25 protein-coding genes and 1 pseudogene are annotated in these 24,309 nt (G+C 71.1%); 20 read left to right on the top strand and 6 right to left on the bottom strand.

Going from position 1 to position 24,309, the window contains the following annotated elements; genetic code table 11:
* Nucleotides 1-27: 27 nt before the first annotated feature.
* Complete coding sequence (locus ALA01S_RS02505) at nucleotides 28-1,278, bottom strand: PQQ-dependent sugar dehydrogenase (protein WP_066331555.1); 1,251 nt, start codon at nucleotides 1,276-1,278, stop codon at nucleotides 28-30.
* A gap of 217 nt (nucleotides 1,279-1,495) precedes the next feature.
* On the opposite strand from ALA01S_RS02505, the gene ALA01S_RS02500 reads away from it, so the two are divergent.
* Nucleotides 1,496-1,849, top strand: a complete 354-nt coding sequence (locus tag ALA01S_RS02500) for a DUF1428 domain-containing protein (protein ID WP_066331554.1) — start codon at nucleotides 1,496-1,498, stop codon at nucleotides 1,847-1,849.
* A 151-nt stretch (nucleotides 1,850-2,000) separates the two neighbouring features.
* Here the strand turns inward: ALA01S_RS02500 and ALA01S_RS32545 are convergent, their stop codons facing one another.
* The gene (locus ALA01S_RS32545) at nucleotides 2,001-2,249 is read right to left on the bottom strand and encodes a hypothetical protein (protein WP_157118711.1); all 249 of its coding nucleotides are present in this window, start codon (nucleotides 2,247-2,249) and stop codon (nucleotides 2,001-2,003) included.
* A 6-nt stretch (nucleotides 2,250-2,255) separates the two neighbouring features.
* Between ALA01S_RS32545 and ALA01S_RS32540 the strand changes: the two genes are divergently transcribed.
* Nucleotides 2,256-3,437: an HD-GYP domain-containing protein gene (locus ALA01S_RS32540; protein WP_066331553.1), complete on the top strand. Its 1,182-nt coding sequence runs from the start codon at nucleotides 2,256-2,258 to the stop codon at nucleotides 3,435-3,437.
* On the opposite strand, the gene ALA01S_RS32535 is transcribed toward ALA01S_RS32540, so the two are convergent.
* Nucleotides 3,412-4,014: an SDR family oxidoreductase gene (locus ALA01S_RS32535; RefSeq protein ID WP_066331551.1), complete on the bottom strand. Its 603-nt coding sequence runs from the start codon at nucleotides 4,012-4,014 to the stop codon at nucleotides 3,412-3,414. The two genes, ALA01S_RS32540 and ALA01S_RS32535, sit on opposite strands and share 26 nt — an antisense overlap.
* Nucleotides 4,015-4,137: 123 nt before the next feature.
* On the opposite strand from ALA01S_RS32535, the gene ALA01S_RS32530 reads away from it, so the two are divergent.
* The 8 genes from ALA01S_RS32530 to ALA01S_RS02450 all read left to right on the top strand — a co-directional run bounded on the left by ALA01S_RS32530 (nucleotide 4,138) and on the right by ALA01S_RS02450 (nucleotide 13,145).
* Complete coding sequence (locus ALA01S_RS32530; protein ID WP_169805837.1) at nucleotides 4,138-5,211, top strand: efflux RND transporter periplasmic adaptor subunit; 1,074 nt, start codon at nucleotides 4,138-4,140, stop codon at nucleotides 5,209-5,211.
* Between the two features lie 18 nt (nucleotides 5,212-5,229).
* On the top strand, nucleotides 5,230-8,319 hold the full coding sequence (locus ALA01S_RS02480) for an efflux RND transporter permease subunit (RefSeq protein ID WP_066331545.1): 3,090 nt from the start codon (nucleotides 5,230-5,232) through the stop codon (nucleotides 8,317-8,319).
* Nucleotides 8,320-8,340: 21 nt separating this feature from the next.
* A complete protein-coding gene (locus tag ALA01S_RS02475) occupies nucleotides 8,341-8,676 on the top strand; it encodes a DUF3240 family protein (RefSeq protein WP_066331541.1) in 336 nt (111 codons plus the stop codon).
* The gene (locus tag ALA01S_RS02470) at nucleotides 8,664-9,923 is read left to right on the top strand and encodes a TolC family protein (protein ID WP_157118709.1); all 1,260 of its coding nucleotides are present in this window, start codon (nucleotides 8,664-8,666) and stop codon (nucleotides 9,921-9,923) included. The genes ALA01S_RS02475 and ALA01S_RS02470 overlap by 13 nt, the downstream gene beginning before the upstream one ends.
* Nucleotides 9,924-10,197: 274 nt before the next feature.
* Nucleotides 10,198-10,461, top strand: a complete 264-nt coding sequence (locus tag ALA01S_RS02465; RefSeq protein WP_066331535.1) for a PepSY domain-containing protein — start codon at nucleotides 10,198-10,200, stop codon at nucleotides 10,459-10,461.
* 40 nt (nucleotides 10,462-10,501) lie between these two features.
* Nucleotides 10,502-11,050 (top strand): cytochrome b/b6 domain-containing protein, encoded by a 549-nt coding sequence (locus tag ALA01S_RS02460; RefSeq protein ID WP_238455671.1) that lies wholly within the window; start codon nucleotides 10,502-10,504, stop codon nucleotides 11,048-11,050.
* Nucleotides 11,051-11,122: 72 nt separating this feature from the next.
* The gene (locus ALA01S_RS02455; protein WP_066331533.1) at nucleotides 11,123-11,791 is read left to right on the top strand and encodes a winged helix-turn-helix domain-containing protein; all 669 of its coding nucleotides are present in this window, start codon (nucleotides 11,123-11,125) and stop codon (nucleotides 11,789-11,791) included.
* Between the two features lie 10 nt (nucleotides 11,792-11,801).
* On the top strand, nucleotides 11,802-13,145 hold the full coding sequence (locus ALA01S_RS02450; RefSeq protein ID WP_066331624.1) for an ATP-binding protein: 1,344 nt from the start codon (nucleotides 11,802-11,804) through the stop codon (nucleotides 13,143-13,145).
* Nucleotides 13,146-13,160: 15 nt separating this feature from the next.
* Here ALA01S_RS02450 and ALA01S_RS02445 read toward each other — a convergent pair whose 3' ends face one another.
* Together ALA01S_RS02445 and ALA01S_RS02440 are read right to left on the bottom strand one after the other, a co-directional pair.
* Nucleotides 13,161-13,544, bottom strand: coding sequence for a helix-turn-helix domain-containing protein (locus ALA01S_RS02445; RefSeq protein WP_066331532.1), 384 nt, complete (start codon nucleotides 13,542-13,544; stop codon nucleotides 13,161-13,163).
* The gene (locus ALA01S_RS02440) at nucleotides 13,544-13,846 is read right to left on the bottom strand and encodes a type II toxin-antitoxin system HigB family toxin (RefSeq protein ID WP_066331623.1); all 303 of its coding nucleotides are present in this window, start codon (nucleotides 13,844-13,846) and stop codon (nucleotides 13,544-13,546) included. Before ALA01S_RS02440 ends, ALA01S_RS02445 begins: the two co-directional genes overlap by 1 nt.
* Nucleotides 13,847-14,051: 205 nt before the next feature.
* On the opposite strand from ALA01S_RS02440, the gene ALA01S_RS02435 reads away from it, so the two are divergent.
* The 8 genes and pseudogenes from ALA01S_RS02435 to ALA01S_RS02400 all read left to right on the top strand — a co-directional run bounded on the left by ALA01S_RS02435 (nucleotide 14,052) and on the right by ALA01S_RS02400 (nucleotide 21,009).
* Nucleotides 14,052-14,708 carry a TorD/DmsD family molecular chaperone gene (locus ALA01S_RS02435; protein WP_066331529.1) on the top strand — a complete coding sequence of 219 codons (657 nt, stop codon included), beginning with the start codon at nucleotides 14,052-14,054 and terminating at the stop codon, nucleotides 14,706-14,708.
* Nucleotides 14,709-14,770: 62 nt separating this feature from the next.
* Nucleotides 14,771-14,971, top strand: coding sequence for a hypothetical protein (locus ALA01S_RS02430; RefSeq protein ID WP_066331526.1), 201 nt, complete (start codon nucleotides 14,771-14,773; stop codon nucleotides 14,969-14,971).
* A 19-nt stretch (nucleotides 14,972-14,990) separates the two neighbouring features.
* Nucleotides 14,991-17,837: a formate dehydrogenase subunit alpha gene (locus ALA01S_RS02425; protein ID WP_084267138.1), complete on the top strand. Its 2,847-nt coding sequence runs from the start codon at nucleotides 14,991-14,993 to the stop codon at nucleotides 17,835-17,837.
* 10 nt (nucleotides 17,838-17,847) lie between these two features.
* Nucleotides 17,848-18,495: pseudogene (gene fdh3B / locus ALA01S_RS02420) on the top strand (formate dehydrogenase FDH3 subunit beta); the annotation flags it as partial.
* A 173-nt stretch (nucleotides 18,496-18,668) separates the two neighbouring features.
* Entirely contained in the window at nucleotides 18,669-18,890 is a 222-nt protein-coding gene (locus tag ALA01S_RS02415; RefSeq protein ID WP_066331521.1) for a hypothetical protein, read from the top strand.
* 51 nt (nucleotides 18,891-18,941) lie between these two features.
* On the top strand, nucleotides 18,942-20,009 hold the full coding sequence (locus tag ALA01S_RS02410) for a formate dehydrogenase subunit gamma (protein ID WP_066331518.1): 1,068 nt from the start codon (nucleotides 18,942-18,944) through the stop codon (nucleotides 20,007-20,009).
* Nucleotides 20,009-20,527 carry a hypothetical protein gene (locus ALA01S_RS02405; RefSeq protein WP_066331515.1) on the top strand — a complete coding sequence of 173 codons (519 nt, stop codon included), beginning with the start codon at nucleotides 20,009-20,011 and terminating at the stop codon, nucleotides 20,525-20,527. The genes ALA01S_RS02410 and ALA01S_RS02405 overlap by 1 nt, the downstream gene beginning before the upstream one ends.
* Before the next feature lie 41 nt (nucleotides 20,528-20,568).
* Nucleotides 20,569-21,009 carry a hypothetical protein gene (locus ALA01S_RS02400; RefSeq protein WP_157118708.1) on the top strand — a complete coding sequence of 147 codons (441 nt, stop codon included), beginning with the start codon at nucleotides 20,569-20,571 and terminating at the stop codon, nucleotides 21,007-21,009.
* 81 nt (nucleotides 21,010-21,090) lie between these two features.
* Here the strand turns inward: ALA01S_RS02400 and ALA01S_RS02395 are convergent, their stop codons facing one another.
* On the bottom strand, nucleotides 21,091-22,536 hold the full coding sequence (locus ALA01S_RS02395) for a sensor histidine kinase (RefSeq protein ID WP_084267137.1): 1,446 nt from the start codon (nucleotides 22,534-22,536) through the stop codon (nucleotides 21,091-21,093).
* A gap of 250 nt (nucleotides 22,537-22,786) precedes the next feature.
* Between ALA01S_RS02395 and ALA01S_RS02390 the strand changes: the two genes are divergently transcribed.
* Nucleotides 22,787-23,398: a putative pterin-binding protein gene (locus tag ALA01S_RS02390; RefSeq protein WP_066331508.1), complete on the top strand. Its 612-nt coding sequence runs from the start codon at nucleotides 22,787-22,789 to the stop codon at nucleotides 23,396-23,398.
* A gap of 119 nt (nucleotides 23,399-23,517) precedes the next feature.
* Nucleotides 23,518-24,240, top strand: a complete 723-nt coding sequence (locus tag ALA01S_RS02385) for a Mut7-C RNAse domain-containing protein (RefSeq protein ID WP_066331505.1) — start codon at nucleotides 23,518-23,520, stop codon at nucleotides 24,238-24,240.
* The last annotated feature ends 69 nt before the right edge of the window (nucleotides 24,241-24,309 follow it).

The raw sequence follows: 24,309 nt of genomic DNA, 5'->3' as shown, positions 1-24,309 counted from the left end.
AAGCCGTGCGCGGTGGCCGCCCCGGCCTCAGCCGCCGTAGCTCACGCGGTAGATGGCGCCGTTGCTGTCGTCGGAGACCAGCATGGAGCCGTCCGGCAGCCAGGCGATGCCCACCGGGCGCCCGTACTGCACGGTGCCCTCGGCATTGAGGAAACCGGTGAGGAAGTCTTCGAACCCCTGCGGCTGGCCGTCGGGTCCGAAGCGCAGCCGCACCACCTTGTAGCCCGTGGGGTCGCTGCGGTTCCAGGAGCCGCGCAGCGCGACGAAGGCGTCGCCGCGCATCTGCGCCGGGAACTGCGTGCCCGTGTAGAAGCGCATGGCCAGCGGCGCGGAGTGCGCGGGCAAGGTCAGCACGGGCGGCTCGGTCTTGGCGCAGAACGCCTCGCGGGTGAAGTTGGGCGCGCCGTTGGGTTTCGCATCGCCCGGGCGCAGCGCGACTTCGGCGGGGCGGGCTTCGGCCAGGGGGTCGATCTGCCGGTGTCCCCAGCAGATGGGCCAGCCATAGTGCTTGCCGGCCTGTATGCGGTTGAGCTCTTCCGGCGGGATGCGGTCGCCGCGGAAGTCGCTGCCGTGGTCCATGCCCCACAGCGAGCCGCTGCGCGGGTGCCAGTCGTAGCCTATGGTGTTGCGCAGGCCCTTGGCGATGACTTCGATGCGCTCGCCCGCGGCGCTGTAGCGGATCAGCGTGGCGCGCTCCACCTGGTTGCCTTCGGCGCAGTTGTTGCAACTGCTGCCCACGGAGACGACCAGCGTGCCGTCCGGCGCCACGCGCACCATGCGGTTGGCGTGCTGGCCGGCGTCGGGCAGCCCCCCGATGAGCACGCGCGGCGCGGCGCGGTCCAGCGGCGTGCGCCAGATGGTGGTGGACGCGGCCAGCAGCAGCTCGCCGCCTTGCAGCGCGATGCCGTTGACGTCCTGCAGCCCGGTGGCGAAGACGCGGCGCTCGTCGGCCCGGCCGTCGCCGTCGCTGTCGCGCAGCGCGAGCACGTCGCCGCGGTTGCGGCGTGTGACGTAAACCGTGCCGTCGGGGCCGACTTCCATCATGCGCGGCTTGCCCAGCCCAAAGGCGAAGAGCTTGACGCGAAAGCCCGGCGGCACCGACAACCGGTTGACGATGGCGGTGGAAAACTCGCCCTGGGCGGGCGAGAGGCGGTGCACCTGCGCGCTGCCGCGCTCCAGCGGCTGCTGCGCCAAGGCGGGCAAGGCGGCTGCGGCCAGCAGTGCCGCGGCGGACCAGGGCAGCAGTGAGGGCAGGAACGGCAACTGGGGACAGGACATGGAGGACTCCTCGCGACTTCGGCCGCTGGCGGCGGTGTGGTCGCGCGGCAAGTCCCGTTCCGTGCAAGTTCACGTCAAAAAATTGTCGTTATGTGCGCCTGCAGCAAATGCGGATGCGGCTCATACAGGTCGCTTACAGCGTGGGTAAGCGGGCGCATCGCAAGCTGCCCGCCTCACCGGCCGGACCTGCCGCCGGCTGCGCCCAAGGAGATTTGCGATGCATTACATCGATGGCTTCGTCGTCCCCGTGCCTGCCCACAGGAAAGAGGAATATCGGGCCCTGTGCGAGCAAGCCGCGCAGGTATTCAAGGATTACGGCGCGCTGCGCGTGGTGGAGTGCTGGGGCGTGGACGTGCCCACAGGCCAGGTGACGGATTTCCCCCGCGCCGTGCAGGCCCAGCCGGGCGAAACGGTGGTGTTTTCGTGGATCGTTTGGCCCTCGCGCGCCGTGCGCGACGAGGGCAACGCCCGCGCGCTCAAGGACCCGCGCATGGCGCCTGCGGGCGGCGAAATGCCCTTCGACGCGCGGCGCATGATCTATGGAGGCTTTGAGGTGCTGGCGGATGTGTGAGAGGCCGCCTTCAGGCCCTGCATCGGACTGCGCCGGCTTCCGGCGCCGTGTCGCGCTTATAGATCAAGGGTTCAGGTAATATTTGACTAGCCGCAAACCAGCTTGCATTTGAATTTTTTTGTCGATGACTTCTGATGCGTGTGCAAAAACATCAACTTGCGAGCGAGCATGCTTGCATCGTCAGATCTGCGGATTTAAATTTTATTAAGATTCGGCTTTCTGGCGTATGAAAGCCGTGTGAATATTGTTTGGCAGTGAGGTTCGAATGGGCGCAGTTTTTATTTAAAAACTGTTTTCGGTTTCCCTTTTTGATTTTCTTGGGAGCGGCACCGGCGCTTCGTCGGGCTGACTGACCATCATGAATCTCGTTCCGCTTGCCGCTGAGCATGTCAGCGGCCATGCCCTCTTGCCTTTTTCGGTGTACGCGGCCGATGGGCGCTTGTTGTTGCCCGCGCACGCACCCTTGGCCGATGTGCGCGTGCAGGCCAAGCTGGGCCGGCAGCAGGCCTTGTTCGTGCAGCGCGCCGACCACGATGCCTGGCGCCGCGGCCTGGCGCGCGCCGTGGACAAGGTGATGCAGAGCAACGCCAGCCTGTCGCAACTGGCGCAGGCCCGGCCGGACCCGGTGCCGCCCGTGCAGGCTCCCCTGCCGGGCGAGGAATGGGAGCACGTGGTGCTGGCGCTGGACCGCGCCGTGCAGGCGGCACGGCGCGACGTGGGCTGGGTGCGGGCGGTGCAGGACGTGCAGGCCCAAATGCGCGCCATGGTGTGCCGGCGCGTGGACGAGGCGCTGTTCTATTTCATCCACACCGGCTCGCGCCGAACGGCCCTCTACAGCAGCCGCCAGGCGCTGCGCTGCATGCTCATTGCCGGCGAGGCGGCGCGGGAGCTGGGCTGGAGCGAGGAGCGCATCGCCGTGCTGGACAAGGCCGCGCTGACCATGAACGTGGCCTCCTGGCAGTTGCAGGACGAACTGGTGTGCCACGTGGGGCCCATCGTGGACGAGCAGCAGCGCGCCAAGATTGACCGCCATCCGGCCGAGGGCGCGTGGTGGCTGCGGCACAGCGGCGTGACGGACCCGGCCTGGCTGGAGGCCGTGCAGCTTCACCATGACGACAGCCTCGCGGCGCGCGCGCCGTCGTCGCTCACGCCGGGCCAGGAGATGGCGCACCTGCTGCGCCGCGTGGACCGCTACAGCGCCATGCTCAGCCGCCGCGCCGGGCGCGAGGCGCTTTCGGCCACGCAGGCCGCGCAGCAGGCCTGCCTGGGCACGGATGGCAAGCCCGACCCCACGGGCTCGCTCATGCTCAAGGCCGTGGGCTTGTATCCGCCGGGCTGTTTCGTGCGGCTGGCCAGCCGGGAAACCGGCATCGTGCTGGCCCGCGGCGAGCGTGCCAACGCGCCCGTGGTGGCCGCGCTGCTCAATGCCGAGGGTGCGAGCATGGCGGAGCCGCGGCTGCGCTTCACCACGCAAGCCAAGCATGCCGTCTGCACGGCGGTGTCGCCCGGCCTGGTGCACGTGGACCCGCCGCTGGACAGGATGCAGGCGCTGCACGTGTACCTCAAGTCCAACGGCCCGGCGGCCTGAGGCGGCGCCTGCCGCCTGCCCACCAGCCGGCCGCGCCCACCGCCACCAGCCCAAGCAGCGCGGCGGCGAGCCAGCCGCGCTGCAAATCCAGCTGCAACTGCAGGCTGTGCAAGTGCGCCTCGGCGCCGAAGCGGCCGTGCGCGCCATGGTCGCCCGGCACGGGGGCCCAAAGGTTGTCGGGGCGGGGCGAGGGCAGCGGCGCTCCGGTGCTCTGGCCCGCCACGGCCGTGCGGGCCAGCAGCCGGTCCAGCAGACCGGGGAAGAACTTGTTGGCCACGATGGCCTGCATCGCCGGCCAGCCCACCCACAGCTCGCGCCGCCGGTGCGTGGCGGCCCACCAGATGGCGCGCGCGGCCACCTCCGGCTGGAACACCTTGCCCATGGACCGGGGCTGCTCGGTGAGCGTGGTGCGGCCCCAGTCGAACTGCGGCGTGTTGAAGGCGCTGAGCTGCACCATCGTCAGGTGCACGCGGCTCTTGTGCCGCAAGGGCGCGGGCAGGATCTCGTCGGTGGCAGATGCCGGCGTCAACGGGTTCGGCAGCAGCTTCGCCCGCACGGCCCAATGGTTGAGCCACATAACGGTTTCCTGTGTCAGCCGTATCGCAAAAGCGCCGCGCACCCTTACCACGGGGCTGACCCATTAATAAAGCCTTCAGGCCCCATGGATACGCTGCCTCATCGGCTCTTCCTGCAGCTCCCGATGACAACAACAACCTTTTTGCGCCGCTGGCCCGCCCTGGCCGCGGCCTTGTGGCTCAGCGCCACGTTGGCCGCCGAGCCGGCTCCCATTGAAATCACGCCCGCGCAAGTGCAGTCGCTGGGGATTGCCACCCAGGTGGCCCAGCCCGGCGCGGGCGCGGCGCTGGCCACGCATCCGGGGCGCGTGGTCGTTCCCCCGGCGCAGCAGCGCGTGGTGGCCGCGCCGCTGGCGGCGCTGGTGATGGGCGTGCACGTTGCCGCGGGCGACACGGTGCGCGCCGGCCAGGTGCTGGCCGTGCTGCGCAGCACCGAGGCGCAGGCACTGCAGCGCGAGGCCCTGCAGGCCGACAGCCAGGCCCGGCTCGCGCAGCAGTCGCTGCAGCGCGACGAGCAATTGCACGCTGAGGGCTTGATTGCCGCTTCCCGCCTGGAAGCCAGCCGCGCCACCCATCGCCAGGCCCAGACGCTTTCCCAGGAGCGGCGCCAGGCCGTGCAGATGGCCGGCGGCGCGGGCAGCGGCGGCGAGATCGTCCTGCGCAGCCCCATCGCCGGCACGGTGCTGGAGCTGTCCGCTACGCCGGGCCAGCGCGTGGAAGGCGCCGCGCCGCTGCTGCGCGTGGCCACGCTCTCGCCGCTGTGGCTGGAGGTGCAGGTGCCCGCCGCGCAGGCCGATGCGCTGCGCGTGGGCGACACGCTGCGCGTGGCCGGCCGCGAGGCCACGGGCCGCGTGCTGCGCCTGGGGGCGGCGGCGGACCCGGCCACGCAGGCCGTGACGGTGCGCGCCGAGCTGGCCCCCAACGCGCGGCTGCGCGCGGGCGAGGTGGTGGAAGTGCAGCTCGCCCGCGAGGGCGGCGCCGCTTCCCAGTCCGGCGCCGTGCAACTGCCCGCCGCCGCGCTGGTGCGCCAGGGCGGCGGCGTGGCGGTGTTCGTGCAGCGCGCGCCGGGGCGCTACGCGCTGCAGCCGGTGACGCCGCTTTCGGCCACGGGCGGCCAGGCGCTGGTGGCGGGGCTGGCGCCGGGCACGGCGGTGGTGGTGCAGGGCACGGCGGCGCTGCTGGCGCTGTCGCGGCCCTGAGCGCGGAAGACGGCTGCCATGTTGCGCGCCCTCATCGCCTTCGCGCTGCGCCAGCGGCTGCTGGTGCTCATCCTCGTGGCGCTGCTGGTGGCCGCCGGCACGCTGGCCTGGAAAAGCCTGCCCATCGACGCCTTCCCCGACGTCTCCACCACGCAGGTCAAGCTGATCCTCAAGGCGCCGGGCATGACGCCGGAGGAGGTCGAATCGCGCATCACCGTGCCCATAGAGCAGGAGCTGCTGGGCATCCCGCAGCAGAAGATGCTGCGCTCCACGTCCAAGTACGCGCTGGCCGACGTCACGCTGGACTTCGAGGACGGCACCGACGTGTATTGGGCGCGCCAGCAGGTCAACGAGCGCCTGGCCGGCGTGCTCAAGAGCCTGCCCGGCGGCGTGGACGGCGGCCTCGCGCCCATCACCACCCCGTTGGGCGAGATGTTCATGTTCACGCTGGAGGGCCCGCAGCCGCTGGAGGACAAGCGCCGCGTGCTGGACTGGGTGGTACGCCCGGCGCTGCGCACCCTGCCCGGCGTGGCCGACGTCAACAGCCTGGGGGGCCGGGTGGAAACGTTCGAGGTGGTGCCCGACCCCACGGCACTGCTGGCACGCGGCCTCACGCTGGCGCAGGTGGAGCAGGCGCTGGATGCGGGCAACCGCAACGACGGCGCGGGGCGGCTGGCCGACGGCGAGCAAGCATTGATCGTCCGCGCCGAGGGCGCCATCCAGACGCTGGACGACGTGCGCCACACCGTGGTGCGCGCGTCCGACGGCGCGGTGGTGCGCGTGGCCGACGTGGCGCAGGTGCGCATGGGCGAGCTCACGCGCTACGGCGCCGTCACGCGCGACGGCGTGGGCGAGGCTGTCGAAGGCCTGGTGCTGGGCCTGCGCGGCGCCAATGCGCGCGAAGTGGTGGCCGGCGTCAAGCAGCGCCTGGACGAGCTGGCACCCGCGCTGCCGCCGGGCATGAAGGTCGTGGCCTTCTACGACCGCTCCAGCCTCATAGACCGCGCCGTGGGCACGGTGGGACGCTCGCTGCTGGAGGCGGTCGTGCTGGTGCTGGCGCTGCTGCTGGCTTTTCTGGGGAACCTGCGCGCGGCGCTGGTGGTGGCGCTGATGCTGCCGCTGTCGGCCCTGGGCACCTTCGTGCTCATGCGCGCCTTCGGCCTGTCGGCCAACCTCATGAGCCTGGGCGGCCTGGCCATCGCCATCGGCATGCTGGTGGACGGCGCCGTGGTGGTGGTGGAGAACGTGGAGACCGCCCTGTCGCAGGGCGAGCGCGCGCGGCGGCTGCCGCTGCTGCACCTCGTCTACCACGCGGCGGCGGAGACGGCCGCGCCCGTGGTGGCGGGCATCGCCGTCATCATCATCGTGTTCCTGCCGCTGCTGAGCCTGCAGGGGCTGGAGGGCAAGCTGTTTGCGCCGGTGGCGCTGACCATCGTGTTCGCGCTGGCGGTGTCGCTGCTGCTGTCGCTCACGGTGGTGCCGGTGCTGGCCTCGTGGCTGCTCCAGACCGGCCCCGCGCACGAGACGGCGCTGGTGCGCTGGCTGCACGCGCGCTACGACGTGCTGCTGGCTTGGGCGCTCTCCCACGAGCGCACCATGGTGGCCGGCGCCACCGCCGCGCTGGCGGCGGCGGCCGTGCTGTTCACGCTGGTGGGCAAGATCTTCCTGCCCACGCTGGACGAGGGCGACCTGATCATGCAGCTCGAAAAGCTGCCCTCCATCGGCCTGGAGCAGACCGTGGCGCTGGACCTGCGCGTGCAGCAGGCGGTGCTGCGGCGCGTGCCGGAGATCCAGTCCGTGGTGGCGCGCAGCGGCTCCGACGAGCTGGGCCTGGACCCCATGGGGCTCAACCAGACCGATTCCTTCCTCGTCTTGAAACCGCGCGAGCAGTGGCGCACGCCGGACCCCGAGTGGTTGACGGCACAACTGCGGGAAGTCATGGCCGACTTCCCCGGCGTAGACGTGGCTTTTACTCAGCCCATAGACATGCGCGTGTCCGAGATGCTCACGGGTGTGCGAGGCGACGTGGCCATCAAGATCCGCGGCCCGCAGTTGGCACAGCTCAACGCCTTGGCCTCGAAGATCGAAGGCGTGGTGGCCAGGCTGGAGGGCGCCACCGACACGCTGACGCTGCGCAACGACGGCGTGCAATACCTGCAGGTGCGCATGGACCGGCTGGCCGCGGGCCGCTTCGGCCTGGACGCGCAGCAGGTGCAGGCCGACCTGCGCCGCTGGGTGGAGGGGCAGCCCGTGGGCGTGGTGCACGAGGGCGGGCGGCGCGTGCCGCTGGTGGTGCGCGGCAGCGAGTCGCTGCGCGCCTCGCCGGCGGACTTCGAGGCGCTGCGCCTGACCACGGCCGGCGGCCATGCCGTGCCGCTGGCCAGCGTGGCGCAGCTGCGCCGCGTGGAGGGGCCGGTGAAGATAGACCGCGAGCGCGCCCAACGCTACGCCGTGGTGCAGGCCAACGTGCGCGGGCGCGACCTGGTGGGCTTCGTGGAGGAAGCGAAGAAGGCCGTGGCCGCGCAGGTGCCGCTGCCCGCGGGCTACGCGGTGGAGTGGGGCGGGCAGTTCGAGAACCAGCAGCGCGCCGCGGCGCGGCTGGCGCTGGTGGTGCCGGTGGCGCTTGGGCTGGTGTTCTTCCTGCTGTTCTCCACCTTCGGCTCGGTGCGCCAGGCGCTGCTGGTGCTGGCCAACATCCCGCTGGCGCTCATCGGCGGCGTGGGCGCGCTGGCGGTGGCGGGGGAGTACCTGTCGGTGCCGGCGTCGGTGGGCTTCATTGCGCTGCTGGGCATCGCGGTGCTCAACGGCGTGGTGATGGTGAGCCACTTCAACGAGCTGCTGGGCCGGGGCATGCCGCTGGCGCGCGTGGTGGTGGAGGGCGCGCGGCGGCGGCTGCGCCCGGTGCTGATGACGGCGGCCATCACCGGCGCGGGCCTGGTGCCGCTGCTGTTCGCCAGCGGGCCGGGCTCGGAGATCCAGAAGCCGCTGGCCATCGTGGTCACGGGCGGGCTGCTGAGCTCCACGGCGCTGACCCTCTTGCTGCTGCCGCTGCTGTTCCGCCGCTTCGGCGTGGCGCCGGCCGCGGCCTCGTCCTCTTCCACACTTTGATTTCAAACACGGGAGCTTGTGATGGCAACCATGGTGTGCCTGACCCTGCTCGTGCCCACGCACGCGCAGCAGCGGGTGATCGATTTCCTGCTCACGCACGACGCGGCGCAGGTGGAGTTCAGCATGCATGCGGTGGCCGCGCGCGGGCCGCTGGTGCGCATGCAACTGGACGAGGAGCGCGTGCTGGGCTTTGCCTCGCGCACGGAAGTGAAGCTCATCCTGCCGCAGCCGGTGTGCGAGTCGCTGCTGCCGCCTCTGCGGGCGCTGCTGGCCGGGTGCGACGGCGGCTTCTGGATCACGCCGGTGGCGCATTTCGAAGCGTTCAACGAGCGGCCCACGGCAGCGTGCGTGCTGTGAGGGCGCTCAAGGGACTGGCCGCGGCGTTGCTGGCCGCCGGCATGGGTTGGAGCGTGGCGTTGGGCGCGGCGGCGCAGCCGGCGCCCAATGCGCTGCCGTTGCCGGACGCGGCGCAGGTGCGCCGGGTGCTGGCCGATGCGCCCGCGCTGGCCGCCGCGGCCCAGGGGCTGGAGGCCGAGCGCGCCTACGGCCGGCAGTTGCGCGTCGGCCCCAACGAGTGGGTGCTGGGCGGCAGCGCCACGCGCCACCGCTACGGCGCCGAGCCCGCGCAGCGGGAATGGGACATCGGCGTGCAGCGCGGCTGGCGCGCCCCGGCCAAGGCGCAGGCGGCCTCCGGCCTGGGCGAGGCCCGGGTGGATGCCGCGCAGAGCGCCTGGCGGCTGGCCTGGCGCGAGATGTCGCGCACGCTGCTGGAGCGACACGTCGCCTGGCTGCAGGCGCGCGAGTCCGCGGCGGTGTGGCAGGCGCAGGTGGCCTTGCTGCAGCGCCAGGCGGAGGTGGTGCAGCGCCGCCGCCGTTTGGGTGACGCGGCCGAGCTGGAGCAGTTGCAGGCCGACGCCGCGCTCTTCCAGGCCCAGGCGCAATGGGCGTCGGCCCAGGGCCGCGCCGACGCGCAACGCGCGGCGCTGCGGCGCCAGTTTCCCGGGCTGGACGTGGTGGATGCGCCGCTGCCGCCGCCCGCCGCGCCGGTGCCGGTGGACGTGGGCCAGTGGCTGCAGGCCAGCCCCGAGCTGGAGGCCGCACGCCAGGAGGCGCTGGTGGCGCAGGCCCAGGCGCGGGTGGAGTCGGCCGAGCGCCGCGCCGACCCCGTGTTGGGTGCGCGCGTGGGCGCGGGGCCGGCGCCGGGCGAGCGCATCGTGGGCGTGTCGCTGAGTTTTCCGTTGGGCGGTGCCGCGCGTGAGGCCGCGGCGCAGTCGGCCGCCGCGCGGGCGCTGGCGGCGCAGGCGCGCCATCAGGACGCGCAACGCCGCCTGGAGGCCGAGGCCGGCTTGCGCCTGGCCGAGCGCGAGCTGGCCTGGGCCGGCTGGCAGCGCCAGGACGAGGCCGCGCGCCGCCTGGAGCGCAGCGCCCAAGGTTCTGCCCGCGGCTACGAGCTGGGCGAAGGCGGCCTGGCCGACGTGCTGTCCGCGCGCCGCCTGGCCAACGAGCAGCGCCTGGCCGCCACGCTGGCCGCGGTGGAAGCCTGGGGCGCGGCGTGGCGTGTGGAGCTGGAAGCGGGAAGGCTGTGGGCGGCCGGGGAGCCTTGAGGGCGGCGCGGCCCAACGTTGCCGGCATGGCGGCACCGGCACCCACGGCCCGGCAGGAGGCCCGCTGGCGCGGCCGAATCGCAGCAGGGCCACGGTTCGGCCCGCGAGCGGGCCTCCTACAAGCTTCGATCGACGCCGCGGTCCGGTTTGCAGGTTGCCGGTGCAACCAGCACGGCGATCCAGCGCTTCAGACGGCGTTAATGCCCGAGGGCTCCAATGTGTTTGCGGGGACGGCGCTCTTGCCGTCCCTGCCACATCAAGGAGCTTACGCAACATGAACACGACCAAGATGGCCATCGCCGCGCTGCTGGCCCTGGCCGCCGGTGCCGCCGCCGCCACGCCCACCTGCAAGGTGCCCAAGGCGCAGTGGATGAAGGAGTCCGAGTTCAAGGCCAGGCTGGAGCAGCAGGGCTACAAGATCAAGACCTTCAAGGTGACCAAGGGCGACTGCTACGAGATCTACGGCCACGACAAGGACGGCAAGAAGGTCGAGATCTACTTCGACCCGGCCACCGCGGCCGTGCTGGAGCAGAAGTAAGCGGACGCAGGTTCGCGTGAAGGTGTCAAGGAGCTTGACCATGAAGACCGCCGTGCAAGCCGTGATGCAGGGCCGGCCCGTGCCCGTGTGGGACCGCTTCGTGCGGGTCTTCCACTGGAGCCTGGTGGCCTGCGTGCTGCTCAACCAGTTCGTCCTGGAAGAGGGCGAAGCGCCCCACCGCTGGGTGGGTTACGTTGCGGCCGCACTGGTCGTGGCGCGCGTGGCCTGGGGTTTCGTGGGCAGCCGCCACGCGCGGTTCTCGGACTTCTTCCCGACGCCCGCGCGGCTGCGCGACCATGCCGCGGCGCTGCTGCACGGCCGCCCGCTGGCCTACGTGGGCCACAGCCCCCTGGGGGCGCTGATGATGCTCGCGCTCATGGCGCTGGTGCTGGCGCTGGGCCTCACCGGCTGGCTGCAGGGCACGGACCTGTTCTGGGGCGAGGAGTGGCTGGAAGCGCTGCACGAGGGCCTGGCCGGCACGCTGGTGGGGCTGGCGGGCCTGCACGCGCTGGCGGCCATCGTGCTGAGCCGGCTGGAGGGCGTGGACCTGGTGCGTGCCATGCTCACGGGCGTGAAGCGCCCGCGCTGAATCCGGATCAAAGCTTGATCCGGTGGCGGCGGGCAGCATGTGAGAGACGTTTGGGGATGATGGGGAAACTCGATGCGCATCCTGTTGGCTGAGGACGATCCGCTGTTGGGCGACGGGCTGCAGACCGGCCTGTCGCAACTGGGGTTCCAGGTGGACTGGGTACGCGACGGCGTGGCCGCGGAGCGCGAGCTGCGCGCCGGCGTGCACGCCGCGGCGGTGCTGGACCTGGGCCTGCCGCGCCTGGATGGGCTGGACGTGCTGGCCTCGGTGCGGCGCGCCGGCATCAGGCTGCCGGTGCTGGTGCTCACCGCGCGCGACGCGGTGCCCGAGCGCATACGCGGGCTGGACGCGGGCGCCGACGACTACGTGGTCAAGCCCGTGGACCTGCAGGAGCTGGCCGCGCGGCTGCGCGCGCTGGTGCGCCGCGCCCACGGCCAGCCGCAGGAGCTGCTGCGTGTGCAGGGCGTGGAGCTGGACGCCGCCTCGCGCAGCGTGCGGCTGGAAGGAGAGCTGGTGCAGCTTTCCACGCGCGAGTTCGACCTGCTGCACGCGCTGCTGCTGGGCGCGGGGCGGGTGCTCTCGCGCGAGCAGCTGGAGCAGCAGCTCTACCGGTGGGGCCAGGAGGTGGAGAGCAACGCGGTGGAGGTGCACATCCACCACCTGCGCCGCAAGTTGGGCGCGGGGCTGATACAGACGGTGCGCGGCGTGGGTTACCGCATCGCGCCGGAACGTCCGGCCTGACATGGCGGTGCTGCTGCGACCGCTGCGCTCGCTGCAGGCGCGGCTGCTGGCGCTGGTGCTGGCGCTGGTGGCGCTGGTGTGGCTGTCCACCGCCGTGCTGACGTGGACGGACGTGCACCACGAGCTCGATGAGCTGCTGGACGCGCACCTGACGCAGGCCGCGGGGCTGCTGGTGGCGCAGGCGCACGACGCCGACGACGACGACGCCGTGGACCTGCCCGCGCTGCACCGCTACGCGCCGCGCGTGGCCTTCCAGGTCTGGAGCGGCGACAAGCTGTGGCTGCACTCGGCACAGGCGCCGCTGCTGCCCATGGGCGGCGCGCGGTTTGTGGCCGGCTTCAGCGACCAGCATTTCGACGGCGCGCGTTGGCGCGTGTTCTCCACCGAGGGCTCGGTGGAAGGCGTGCGCGTGTACGTGGGCGAGCTGCACCGCACGCGCGAGGACATCTTGTGGGCGCTGCTGCGCAGCATGCTGTGGCCGGTGGCGCTGGCCCTGCCGCTGCTGGCGGCGGGCTCCTGGTGGGCGGTGCGCCGCGGGCTGGCGCCGCTGCGCGAGCTGGGCGCGGCCATCGCCGCGCGCGACCCGCGCGCGCTGCAGCCGCTGGCACCGGTGGACCGCGCGCTGCCCAGCGAGATCGCGCCCATGCTGCTGGCGCTCAACCAGCTGTTCGAGCGCATTGCGCAGCTCATGGACGCCGAGCGCCGCTTCACGGCCGACGCCGCGCACGAGCTGCGCACGCCCATCGCCGCCATACGCGCGCAGGCGCAGGTGGCGCTGGCCGCGCGCGAGGAGCCTCCGCGGCGCCACGCGCTGGACGCCGTGCTGCAGGGCTGCGAGCGCGCCACGCGGCTGGTGGAGCAACTGCTCACGCTCTCGCGCCTGGAGGCCGAGGCCGCGCCGGCGCTGCAGCCGGTGATGCTGGACGAGCTCACGCGCCAGGTGCTGGCCGACCTCGCCCCCGCGGCCCTGGACCGCGGTCAAGACCTGGAGCTGGACGCCGAGCCCAACTGCCGCGTGTTGGCCGAGCCCACGCTGGCGGCGGTGCTGGTGCGCAACCTGGTGGACAACGCCATCCGCTACAGCCCGCCCGGGGCGCGGGTGCGGGTGCATGTGGCACGCGCGCGGGGCGGGGGCGTCTTGATGGGTGTGGAGGACAGCGGCCCGGGCCTGGACGACGCGCAGCGCGCGCGCTTGGGCGAGCGCTTCTTTCGCGTGCTGGGCAGCGGCGCCAGCGGCAGCGGGTTGGGCTGGTCCATCGTCCGCCGCATCGCTGCGGCCCATGGGGCACGGGTGCGGGTGCAGCGCTCGGCGGCGCTGGGGGGGCTGGAGGTGAGGGTGGAGTGGGAGAGATAAGGGCGCCGGGCGCCTTCAGGCGTGCGTTGCGCGGATCAGCGTTTCTGCCGGAATGCCCAGACCGTCGTGCAGGCGCCTGATCATGTTCAGGCTCAACGGACGACGGCGGTTGAGCACTTCCGAGACGCGGCCCCGTCCGCCAATCATGGGCTCCAGGTCGCGCGGGCTCAGTCCCATTTGTTCCATGCGGAACTTGATGGCTTCCACCGGGTCCGGCGGCTCTATGGGGTAATGCTTGGCCTCGTAAGCCTCGATGAGCACCAGCAAGGCCTCGAAATGAGCTCCTGCCTCGCTGTCGGGGTCGGGCTCCTGATCGAAATAGGGCGCCGCCTGCTTCAGCGCCGCCTGATAGTCGGTTTCCGTACGGATGGGGTGCAGGGGGTAGGCGTCAGTCGTCATCACACGGGCTCCACGGTGGCTGCATCTATGGCGTCGTACTGCGCGTGCGTGCCAACGAACTTCACATACAGGGCTTGAAAACGGTAGGCCACCGCCACGATCAGCCGGTAGTCATTGCCTTTGATGTTGAACACCACGCGGTTGTGCGCCACGAAGCTTGCGTTGGCATAGCGGCGCTTGATGTCTTGCGGCGACTGCCACTGCGAGCGGCTGGCGTCCTCGAACCATGTCTGCAGTGCCTGCCGCGCCGCAGGGTGTTCGGTCCAGAACTGCACCAGCGTTGCCTTGGAGATCACACGCATCATGCAATTATGATCCCATTTTGGGAGCGGCCTGGTGCCTGTGTCTGCTGGTTGGTGAACACCTCCCGCTTCCCCATCCCCCACCGTATTTCTCCCGGGACGCACATGAGCCAAACCGCGCCCTTGCACCCGGCGCCAAGCCGAATTTCCCTCCCACAGGCACATCACGTGCTCCGTTGCACCGCACGGAAAAACGAGTGGCTTGATGTCCCTGCACCCGGTGGAAATGCCTTTGCCGCCGCACGAGCAATCGCGCGCGGACCTGTACGCCCTGCTGGCGCGGCTGCTGCTGGCGCCGCCTGACGACGATTTACTGCTTGGCCTCGCCCATGCGCCCGCGCTGGGCGGCACGGCGGCCGATGACGAAGACGCCACGCCGCTGGCCCGCGCCTGGGACGCACTGCGCAGCGCCGCGCGCGGCGACGGCAAAGCCATTCGCGCCGCCTTTGCCGACCTGTTCGAAAGCGCCGGCCAGCCGCTGTTGAACCCCTATGCCAGCCTGTACCTGGCCGGCCACCTCATGGAAACGCCGCTGGCCGCGCTGCGTGATGACCTCGCCCGCCTGGGCCTGCGCCGCCGCGAGGGCGTGGGCGAACCCGAGGACCACTTGGGCGCGCTGTGCGAAGTGATGCGGGTGTTGATCACCGGCGCGCCGCCGCAGGTGCCGCGGCGCTCGCCCGCGGTTCAGAAAGCCTTCTTCGAGACCCACATCACCCCCTGGGCCGGCGCCTGCCTGGACGACGTCGCGCAGGCCGACGCCAGCGGCTTTTATGCCGCGCTGGCCGGCTTCATGCGCACCTTCCTGGACCTGGAGGCGCGCGCCTTCGAACTGGAGGAGGTGGCGGAGCCGCAGCGCGCCTGAGCCCGCGCCCGCACGACACCTCCCATGCCTTGCCCTGAACAGCCCACCGCCCCGGAGCCCCCATGACCCTGCGCCTGCCCCGTCGAAACCTCCTCGCCGCCGCGGCCTGCACGCCGCTGGCCGCGGCGGCCCAAGTGCGCGCTGCCGTGCCACAGCCCGTGCCGGTTCAAGAGGCTGCGGCCCAAGTCAAGCCCGCGCAGCCCGCCACCTACCACGAGACCGAGCACACGCGTCGCTACTACCGCAGCGCGGCGCGGCTCTGAGCCCCGGAAAGCCGCAGCCATGTCCAGCCTGTTGATGCGCAAGAAGGTCGCCGGCCCAGGTGCCGGCCTCACGCGGCGCGGCCTGTTCGCCCGCGCGGGCCTGGCAGCCGGTGCCGCCGGCCTGCTGGGAGCCCCCCTTGCGAACCGCTTCATAGAGCCGGCGGTTGCCGCCGAGCCCAAGCCGCCGGAGGGCTCGCCGATCGAGATCAAGCACACCGTGTGCAGCCACTGCTCGGTGGGCTGCTCGGTGGAGGCCGTGGTGCAGAACGGCGTGTGGATACGCCAGGACGCCGCCTTCGACTCGCCCATCAACATGGGCGCACACTGCGCCAAGGGCGCTTCCGTGCGCGAGCACGGCCATGGTGAGCACCGCCTGCGCTACCCAATGAAGCTCGTGGACGGCAAGTACCAGCGCATCACCTGGGACCAGGCCATCAACGAGGTGGGCGACCGGCTGCTCAAGGTGCGCGAGCAGGCCGGGCAGGACGCGGTGTTCTGGATAGGCAGCTCCAAGCACAACAACGAGCAGAGCTACTTGCTGCGCAAGTTCGTCTCCATGTTCGGCAGCAACAACTGCGACCACCAGGCGCGCATCTGCCACTCCACCACCGTGGCCGGCGTGGCGCAGACCTTCGGCTATGGCGCCATGACCAACAGCTTCAACGACCTGCACCACAGCAAGGCCGTGCTGTTCATAGGCTCCAACCCGTCGGAGGCGCACCCCATCTCCATGCTGCACTTCCTGCATGCCAAGGAGCTGGGCGCCAAGATGATCGTAGTGGACCCGCGCTTCACGCGCACCGCGCGCTTTGCCCACCACTACGTGCGCATCCGCCCGGGCACGGACATCGCCTTCGTGTGGGGCCTGCTGTGGCACATCTTCGCCAACGGCTGGGAAGACCGCGCCTACATCGAGGCGCGCACCTATGGCATGGATGCCGTGCGCAAGGAGGTGCAGAAGTGGACGCCCGACCGCGTGAGCGAGGTCACGGGGGTGCCGGAGGCGTCGGTGAGGGAGGCGGCGGAAATGCTGGCGCGCAACAAGCCCTCGTCCGTCGTCTGGTGCATGGGCATCACGCAGCACCACGTGGGCACGGCCAACGTGCGCGCCTTGTCGATCTTGCAACTGGTGCTGGGCAACATCGGCGTGGCCGGCGGCGGGGCCAACATCTACCGCGGCCACGACAACGTGCAGGGCGCCACGGACGTCGGCCCCAACCCCGATTCGCTGCCCGGCTACTACGGCCTGGCCGAGGGCGCGTGGAAGCACTTCTGCACCGTCTGGGGCGTGGATTACGAGTGGATGAAGTCCCGCTTCGCCTCCAAGGCGCTGATGGAAAAGCCCGGCATGACGGTGTCGCGCTGGTTCGACGGCGTGCTGGAGAAGACCGAGTACGTGGACCAGCCCAACCCGCTGCGCGCGGTCGTCTACTGGGGCCACGCGCCCAACAGCCAGACGCGGCTGCCGGACATGCGCGCGGCCATGCAAAAGCTCGACCTGCTGGTGGTGATAGACCCCTATCCCACCATGACCGCCGCCATGCACGGCCGAAAAGATGGCGTGTACCTGCTGCCCGCGTGCACGCAGTTCGAGACGCAGGGCTCCTGCACCGCCTCCAACCGCAGCGTGCAGTGGCGCGAGCGCGTCATACAGCCCATTTTCGAGAGCAAGACCGACCACGAGATCATGTACCTCTTCGCGCAGAAGTTCGGCTTTGCCGAGCAACTCGTGAAGAACATCAAGGTGGTGCGCAACGAGCCGGTCATCGAGGACATTCTTCGCGAGATCAACCGCAGCGTCTGGACCATAGGCTACTCCGGCATCTCGCCGGAGCGGCTCAAGGCCCACATGCAGAACAAGGCGGACTTCGACCCCACCTCGCTGCGCGCCGACTCCGGCCCCTGCAAGGGCGACTACTACGGCCTGCCCTGGCCCTGCTGGGGCACGCCGGAGATGAAGCACCCGGGCACGCCCATCCTGTACGACTTGAGCCGCCACGTGATGGACGGCGGCATGCCCTTCCGCGCCAACTGGGGCGTGGAGCACGACGGCAAGCCGCTGCTGGCCGCGGATGGCTCCACCAACGCCGGCAGCGAGATCGACATCGGCTACCCCGAGTTCGACCACGTGATGCTCAAGAAGCTCGGCTGGTGGAGCGAGCTGTCGCCGCAGGAGCAGGCCGCGGCCGAGGGCAAGAACTGGAAGACGGACCTCTCCGGCGGCATCATCCGCGTGGCCATGGCGCACGGCTGCGCGCCCTACGGCAACGCCCGCGCGCGGGCCCAGGTGTGGAACTTCCCGGACCCCGTGCCCGTGCACCGCGAGCCGCTGCTGACCTCGCGGCCGGACCTGCTTTCGAAATACCCGACCTTCGAGGACCGCGCCAACTTCTGGCGCTTGCCCACGCTCTACAAGTCCGTGCAGTCCGCGCGCGACTACAGCAAGGATTTTCCGTTGATCATGACCTCCGGCCGCCTCGTGGAGTACGAGGGCGGCGGGGACGAGACACGATCGAATCCCTGGCTGGCCGAGCTGCAGCAGGCCATGTTCGTGGAGATCAGCCCGTTCGACGCCGGGCGCATCAGCGTCACGACCGGCGAGTACGTGTGGGTGGAAACGCCCACGGGCGCGCGGCTGAAGGTGCAGGCCATGGTGACGCCGCGCGTCGGCCAGGGCGTGGTGTGGATGCCCTACCACTTCGGCGGCTGGTGGATGGGGGAAGACTTACTTCACAACTACCCCGAGGGGGCCGCGCCCATCGTCCGCGGCGAGGCGGCCAACACCGGCTGGACCTACGGCTACGACGCCGTGACCATGATGCAGGAGACCAAGGTGTCGCTGTGTCGGATTCAGCGCTACGCGTGAGGAGGGCGACATGGCTGCACGCATGAAATTCATCTGCGATACCGAGCGCTGCATCGACTGCATGGGCTGCGTGACCGCTTGCAAGAACGAGCACGAGACGCCCTGGGGCGTGAACCGCCGCCGCGTGGTGACCATAGGCGACGGCGCACCGGGCGAGCACTACATGTCGGTGGCGTGCATGCACTGCACCAACGCGCCGTGCATGGCCGTGTGCCCCACCGACTGCTTCTATCACACGGCCGACGGCGTGGTGCTGCACGACAAGGACTTGTGCATCGGCTGCGGCTACTGCTCGCTGGCCTGTCCTTTTGGCGCGCCGCAGTTCCCGTCCACGGGCGCCTTCAATCACCGCGGCAAGATGGACAAGTGCACCTTCTGCAACGGCGGGCCGCAGCCGGACGCGAGCGAGGCCGAGTTCAAGCAGTACGGGCGCAACCGCATCGCCGAAGGCAAGCTGCCGCTGTGCGCCGAGATGTGCGGCACCAAGGCGCTGCTGGGTGGCGACGCCAACATCATCGCCCTCATCTACAAGCAGCGCGTGGACACGCGCGGCTACGGGCCGGAGCTGTGGGGCTGGGACATCGCCTACTCGGCCAAGGGTGCGGCGCCGGCCCCGGCCACGGCACCCGCCGGCGTGGGCGCGGGCAACGGTGCGCCGCAGGACAACGGCAACGGCCATCCCAACGGTGCGCCCGCAACCCAGTCCGGCCAGCCGGACACCAAGGGGCCGGACGGCGTGCTGCACGACAACAGCGCGCGCAACCCCGGGCCGCGGGTCAACCAATTGCCGGGGAGCTACCAGAACAACCCGCGGCGGCTGCCGACCTGAGCATGAAGCACCTCATCAAAGCCTTGCTGCTGCTGGCCTCGGCGCTGGCCCTTTCCGGATGCCTGGAAGTCGAGCAGAACCCGCCCTGGCGCGACGGCCAGTACGACGGCAAGCCGGACAACCTGCCGCAGCAACTGCGCTTCAGCGGTGACCGCCTGGCCTGGAACGCGGCCATGGACAACCGCAACCGGCACCAGAACGAGTACGCGCGCATGCGCCCTTGACCCGTGAATCCAAGGCCGACCGCCTCACCCGAGCCTCTCCGAGGAGCCCCCATGTCCCTGCGCCGCCTTCTCCTGTGGCTGTCGCCCTTCTTCCTGATGCTGCTGCTGGTGGTCGCCTCCATCACCAGCGCGCTGGCCGCCGTGCCCAATGACAAGGCCACGCCGGCCTATGCGGAAGAGCAGACCATCCTCCAGTCCGAGCAAGGCCAGCCGGAGCCCGGCCTGGGCGATGCGGCGTCGGGCCGCCAGCACATGGACCGCCACTACATCAAGCCGCCGGGCCTGATGCCGGAGCAAAACGTCATCCTGCAGCGCGGCGGCAACACCTGGCGCACCTGGCGCAACGGGCCGCTGGCCACCATCGCCGGCACGCTGCTGCTGCTGGTGCCGCTGGCCATCCTGGCGCTCTACCGCGTCTTCGGACCGCAACGCATAGAGGGTGCTGAAACAGGGCGCGACATCCAGCGCTTCACGCGGCTGGACCGCTGGACGCACTGGGCCACGGCCATCACCTTCCTCGCCATGGCGGCCACGGGACTGGTCATCCTGTTCGGCAAGCAACTGCTGCTGCCGTGGATGGGGCACGACGCGTTCTCTTGGCTGGCCATCATCAGCAAGTACGCGCACAACATCCTGGGGCCGCTGTTCATCCTGTGCTCGCTGGCGATGTTCTTCACCTTCGTGCGGCGCAACCGCTTCGAGCGCGCGGACTGGCAGTGGGTCAAGGCCGGGGGCGGGCTGGTGTCGCACGCGCACGTGCCGGCGCCCTATTTCAACTTCGGCGAGAAGATGTGGTTCTGGTTCGGCGTCACGCTGCTCGGCGGCCTCATGGCGCTGACGGGGCTGATGCTCAACTTCCCCTACTTCGCCGGCAACACGCCCGGGCCCGGCTTCACCCGCTACCTGCTGCAGTGGGCCAACATGATGCACCTGCTGGGCGCGGCGGCCTACATCGCCTTTGCCATGGGCCACATCTACCTGGGCACGCTGGGCAGCCCCGGCGCCTACCGCGGCATGCGCCACGGCGCGGTGGACGAGGCCTGGGTGCGCACGCACCACGAGCTGTGGTGGCGGCAAATCATCGCCCGCGACCGCGGCGCGACGACGGGACGCCGCTGATGAGCGCGCAACGTGGTTTTGCCCACAGGCGCGCGGGTGTCGCGCTGGCGCTTTCGGCGGCCTTGCTGGCCGCTGCCTGCGGCCCGCGCGGGCCGGGCAAGGAAGACGGCGTGGTGCAGACGAAATTCCCCGGCATGGTCAGCGCGGGCGGCGGCACCAGCGGCGAGGTGATCGCCCGCACCGCGGGCGGCCAGCAGGCCGCGCCGCCGGCGGGCACGCCGGGCATTCCGCAAGGCGCGGAGGGCAACACGGGCGGCACGGCGCCGGGCGGCACGGTGGCCAAGACGGAAGCCGGCAACTCCGGCGTGCCGGCGGCCGACGGGCCGCAGAAGGCGGCATCGGCGGGATTCGACCCGGGCGCGTCCGGCGTGACGCCGCCAGGGGTGTCGGCCTCGGCGGTGACGTCTTCCGGGGCGGTGGCGGGTGGCATGTCCAACGTGCCCGGTGCGGTGGCGGGCGCCTCGTCCGGCGCGGCGGCGGGCGGCTCGCGGCCGGCCAGCTCGCCCGGGGTGCGGTGACGGCGGTGCGCAGACGAAAGGGCCACGCGATGGGAATTCACATGCATCGGGGCCGGGCGCTTCGCCGTGGGCTGGTGGCGCTTGGGCTGGCGCTGGCCGGTGCGGCGGCTTGGGCGGCGCTGCCCGCGCCCACGCCGGAGCAGCAGGCGGCAGCCGCGGCCAAGGCGGCGCAGGCGGCGTCGGCCGCGGCCGTGGAAAAGCAGCAGCTCGCGGACTCCATGGACCACGTGGCGCAGCGCTGGCGCCAGCGCGCGGCCAGCCAGGGCTGGAAGGTGAATCCGCCCACGCCGGTGGCGACGGCGGCCACGACGGCGGGCAGCTCCGGCGGCGCGCAGGCGCCGGGGCAGGGCAACCCGCACAGCGCGGCCGGGCCCTCGGGCGGCGCGGCGTCGGCGCCGGCGCTGCCCATTCGCAGCGAGAAGCTGGGGACGGCGCCGGCCAGCGAGGATGTGAAGAAGCCCAAGGAGGGGTTGGCGAGGTGAGGGGGAATGACGAAGCGGAGAGCGAAACGGTTCTTCTGACGGGATACGGCTGCTCAGCAGGCCGATCCCTTCAGCCTCCGCTCACTCCCCGCTTTCCTGCGCCTTCCTCAACCTGATTTCCACCTCGAACGCCGTGCCGCGCCCAAGCTCGCTGCGCACACGTATGGAGCCCTGCATCAGCATCACCGTCTCGTGCGCGATGGCCAGGCCCAGGCCGCTGCCGCCGTGGCGGCGGGTGTTGGAGTTGTCGGCCTGCTCGAAGGGGGCGAACAGGCGGTCCAGTTGCGTGGGCGTCATGCCGCAGCCGGTGTCGCTCACCACCATGCGGACGAGCACGGCCTCGTCGTCCTCCTGCAGCCGGCGCATGTGCAGCCGCACTTCGCCCAGGTCGGTGAACTTCAGGCCGTTGTGCAGCAGGTGGAACAGCAACTGCCGCAGCCGCCGCGCGTCGGCGTGGAAGGCGCGGTCCAGCGCCGCGTCCAGCTCGCATTCCAGTTGCAGCGGCTTGCCCTGGGCCAGCGGCTGCATCTCCTGCAGCAGCGTGCGCACCAGCTCGGCCAGGTTGAAGGCCTGCGGATGCAGCGCCAGGCCGCCGGCACGGATGCTGGCCACGTCCAGCAGCTCCTCGATCAGCGTCACCAGCCGCGAGGACGACTCCAGCGCCGTGTGCGTGTACTGGCGCTGCTGCGGCGTCAGCCCCGTGCCCTCCATGAGCTGCAGCATGCCCATCACGCCGTTGAGCGGCGTGCGCAGCTCGTGGCTGATGGAGGAGAGAAAGCGCGACTTGGCCTCGCTGGCCTGCTCGGCCTCGGCGCGGGCCTGCTGCAGCTCCTCGGCCTGCTGGCGCAGGTAGCGGGTCTGGCGCTCCAGTTGCTGTATCAGGTCGCGCGCCGCGTGCACGCCGCGGCGCACGCGCTCGCGCAGGCGCTGCGTCACCAGCCCGGTGAGCGAGAGGTAGCCGCCGGCGATGTACATGATGAAGGCCATGCTCAGCCGGTCCAGCCAGGCCACGGGCATGCCCTGCGTGGACAGCCAGGCCGTGTAGCCGAGGTAGGCGGCCACCGCCACGTGGCAGAAGTACAGCGCGCGCCGGAAACCGAAGCCCACCTGGTCGGCCACGCGCACCAGCAGCACGGAGATGAGCAGCGTCTGCTCGCTGTGGCCGGCGTTGATGTGGTGCAGGTTGACCAGCCACATCGGCAGGTCCAGGTGCATGAACACCAGCCCCAGGTCCAGCCGCCCCGTGCGGCCGTGCCAGCGCCACAGCGCGATCCAGCTCGCCGCACAGTAGGCCGTGTTGAGCAGCAGCACGCGCGCCAGGCCGGGCGGGTCGGCCACCTCGCCGTTGTGCACGCTGAACACCAGCAGGATGACCGCCAGGATGGCAAAGCCCGCCACGCGCATGGCAGGGATCTGGCGCACGTGCAGGCGTCGCAGCGACTGCTGGCGAAGGCGGCGCAACTGCGCCTCGTCCACCGTGAAGCCGGCACTCTCCAGCGGCACCGGGCCGCCACCTGGCGTAGCCATTCCCTCGTTCCCCAAAATCTCGTCTGTTGTACTGGGCCGGCCAAGTCATCGCCGGCAGTTACAGCCCGGGAAGATGGACGAGTCCTGCTGCCGCCGTTTCCCCCGTGTCCGGGTGGAAAGGTGACAAGAACCACCAGCGTGATGAAATGCCTTTACTTCACAGACCTTGACAGGGCTTCGGTTGTTTCCAGGCAAACCCAAGGGCCCGTTAAGGTTGCAGACGTAAGGTTGTGTTTCTGGAGCGATAAAAGTGACCCCATCCCGACGTGTCTTCACCACCGCGCTGCTGGGCGGCGCATTGCCGCTGGCGCCGGTGGCCCACGCCCGTCAAGCCGCGGCCCACGCGCCTGCGGCGGGCCTGGACGCCGCGGTGCTCACGCTCAGCGGTGCGGCGCTGGCGCGCTTCAACCGCGGTGGGGCCGACCCGGCGCTGGAGCAGCTCTTTCACAAGCACCAGGTCATGTTCGACCGCGCCTATGAATTCACCGCGGCCGCACTGCAGGCGCTGCCGGCCGTGGAGATCGAGCCCACGCTGGAGTACGACGGCAAGGTGCACCGCCTGGCCGGCCCGCTACTGGAGCAGGTGCTGGGGGCTGCCGGCGTGCCGGCCGAAGCCCCCGTGCGGCTGACGCTGCGTGCGCTGGACGGCTATGCGGTGCAGGTGCCGCTGGCCGACGCGCGGCGCTGGCGGATGATGCTGGCCACGCGCCTGGACGGCCGCCCGCTCGCGTTGGGTGGCCTGGGCCCGCAGTGGGCGGTGTACGACGCCGACCGGCTGGCCGACTTCCGCGACAAGCCGCTGCCCGCGCGCTTCAGCCTGTGCCCCTGGGGGCTGTACCACGTGGAAGTCCAGCCGGGCTGATCGGCGCCGCGCAGGCCTGGCGGTTCGCACGGGCTGCGCTGGTAAGCCCGTGCAACAGGCGGCACGCGCGTTGCCCGACGCAGGTCTGAACTTCGGGGCCGCGCGCGCGGGCGCCGGCAATGGCCATGCAAATCCGCTTCTATGCCGAGCTGGGCGATTTCTTGCCGCCGTGGCGGCGCGAGCGCGCCTTTGACATCGAAGTGGCGCCGCACCAGAGCGCCAAGCACGCCATAGAGGCGTTGGGCGTGCCGCACACCGAGATTGCGCTGCTGCTGGTGGACGACCGTCCCGCGTCGCTGGACACGCGGCTGCACGGCGCGCAGCGCGTGGCGGTGCTGCCGGCAATGCGGTGGCTGATGCCGGAGATGCCCGGCGGGGCGCGGCGCTTCATTGCCGATGCGCATTTGGGCCGCCTGGCGCGCTGGCTGCGCTTCGCCGGCCTGGACACGCTCTGGCACAACGCCTGGGACGACGCCGAGCTGGTCAGGCTGGCGGCGGCGCAGGAGCGCATCGTCCTCACCCGCGACCGCGCGCTGCTCATGCACCGCGACGTGCACGCCGGCTGCTGGCTGCGCGACGGCGACCCGCTGGCCCAGCTCGCCGACGTGGCCCGCCGCTACGCGCTGCCGCTGCACGAGCCGGCCGCAAGCCGCTGCCTGGCGTGCAACGGCGTGCCCGTGCCGGTGCCCAAGGCGGAAGTGCTGGACCAGTTGCCGCCCCGTACCCGCGAGTGCTTCGACGCCTTCTGGCGTTGCCCGGGCTGCAGCCGCGTGTTCTGGCGCGGCTCGCATTGGCGGCGCATGCGGGAGGCGGTGGCGGTGGTGGCGAAAGGGTGGCGGTGAGATGGGGGCGGGAGAGGCAAGCGCCGTGCGGTGCGCTGCTGGCCCGTGGCGGGGCTGCGCCGCATCACG

This window comes from Azohydromonas lata NBRC 102462 (assembly GCF_001571085.1).
Taxonomy (GTDB): Bacteria; Pseudomonadota; Gammaproteobacteria; order Burkholderiales; family Burkholderiaceae_C; genus Azohydromonas; species Azohydromonas lata.
This window is presented reverse-complemented; position numbering and strand designations above follow the sequence as displayed.

Bases quoted from the DNA above. Each gene is read 5' to 3' on its own strand.
- ALA01S_RS02475 (WP_066331541.1), top strand. From the start codon at position 8,341: ATGGCAACCATGGTGTGCCTGACCCTGCTCGTGCCCACGCACGCGCAG.
- ALA01S_RS02480 (WP_066331545.1), top strand. From the start codon at position 5,230: ATGTTGCGCGCCCTCATCGCCTTCGCGCTGCGCCAGCGGCTGCTGGTG.
- ALA01S_RS02415 (WP_066331521.1), top strand. From the start codon at position 18,669: ATGAAGCACCTCATCAAAGCCTTGCTGCTGCTGGCCTCGGCGCTGGCC.
- ALA01S_RS02385 (WP_066331505.1), top strand. From the start codon at position 23,518: ATGGCCATGCAAATCCGCTTCTATGCCGAGCTGGGCGATTTCTTGCCG.
- ALA01S_RS02400 (WP_157118708.1), top strand. From the start codon at position 20,569: ATGCATCGGGGCCGGGCGCTTCGCCGTGGGCTGGTGGCGCTTGGGCTG.
- ALA01S_RS32545 (WP_157118711.1), bottom strand. From the start codon at position 2,249: ATGGCCGCTGACATGCTCAGCGGCAAGCGGAACGAGATTCATGATGGT.
- ALA01S_RS32535 (WP_066331551.1), bottom strand. From the start codon at position 4,014: ATGTGGCTCAACCATTGGGCCGTGCGGGCGAAGCTGCTGCCGAACCCG.
- ALA01S_RS02445 (WP_066331532.1), bottom strand. From the start codon at position 13,544: ATGACGACTGACGCCTACCCCCTGCACCCCATCCGTACGGAAACCGAC.
- ALA01S_RS02435 (WP_066331529.1), top strand. From the start codon at position 14,052: ATGTCCCTGCACCCGGTGGAAATGCCTTTGCCGCCGCACGAGCAATCG.
- ALA01S_RS02460 (WP_238455671.1), top strand. From the start codon at position 10,502: ATGAAGACCGCCGTGCAAGCCGTGATGCAGGGCCGGCCCGTGCCCGTG.
- ALA01S_RS02430 (WP_066331526.1), top strand. From the start codon at position 14,771: ATGACCCTGCGCCTGCCCCGTCGAAACCTCCTCGCCGCCGCGGCCTGC.
- ALA01S_RS02425 (WP_084267138.1), top strand. From the start codon at position 14,991: ATGTCCAGCCTGTTGATGCGCAAGAAGGTCGCCGGCCCAGGTGCCGGC.
- ALA01S_RS02395 (WP_084267137.1), bottom strand. From the start codon at position 22,536: ATGGCTACGCCAGGTGGCGGCCCGGTGCCGCTGGAGAGTGCCGGCTTC.
- ALA01S_RS02505 (WP_066331555.1), bottom strand. From the start codon at position 1,278: ATGTCCTGTCCCCAGTTGCCGTTCCTGCCCTCACTGCTGCCCTGGTCC.
- ALA01S_RS02500 (WP_066331554.1), top strand. From the start codon at position 1,496: ATGCATTACATCGATGGCTTCGTCGTCCCCGTGCCTGCCCACAGGAAA.
- ALA01S_RS02410 (WP_066331518.1), top strand. From the start codon at position 18,942: ATGTCCCTGCGCCGCCTTCTCCTGTGGCTGTCGCCCTTCTTCCTGATG.
- ALA01S_RS02440 (WP_066331623.1), bottom strand. From the start codon at position 13,846: ATGCGTGTGATCTCCAAGGCAACGCTGGTGCAGTTCTGGACCGAACAC.
- ALA01S_RS02465 (WP_066331535.1), top strand. From the start codon at position 10,198: ATGAACACGACCAAGATGGCCATCGCCGCGCTGCTGGCCCTGGCCGCC.
- ALA01S_RS02455 (WP_066331533.1), top strand. From the start codon at position 11,123: ATGCGCATCCTGTTGGCTGAGGACGATCCGCTGTTGGGCGACGGGCTG.
- ALA01S_RS32530 (WP_169805837.1), top strand. From the start codon at position 4,138: ATGACAACAACAACCTTTTTGCGCCGCTGGCCCGCCCTGGCCGCGGCC.
- ALA01S_RS02405 (WP_066331515.1), top strand. From the start codon at position 20,009: ATGAGCGCGCAACGTGGTTTTGCCCACAGGCGCGCGGGTGTCGCGCTG.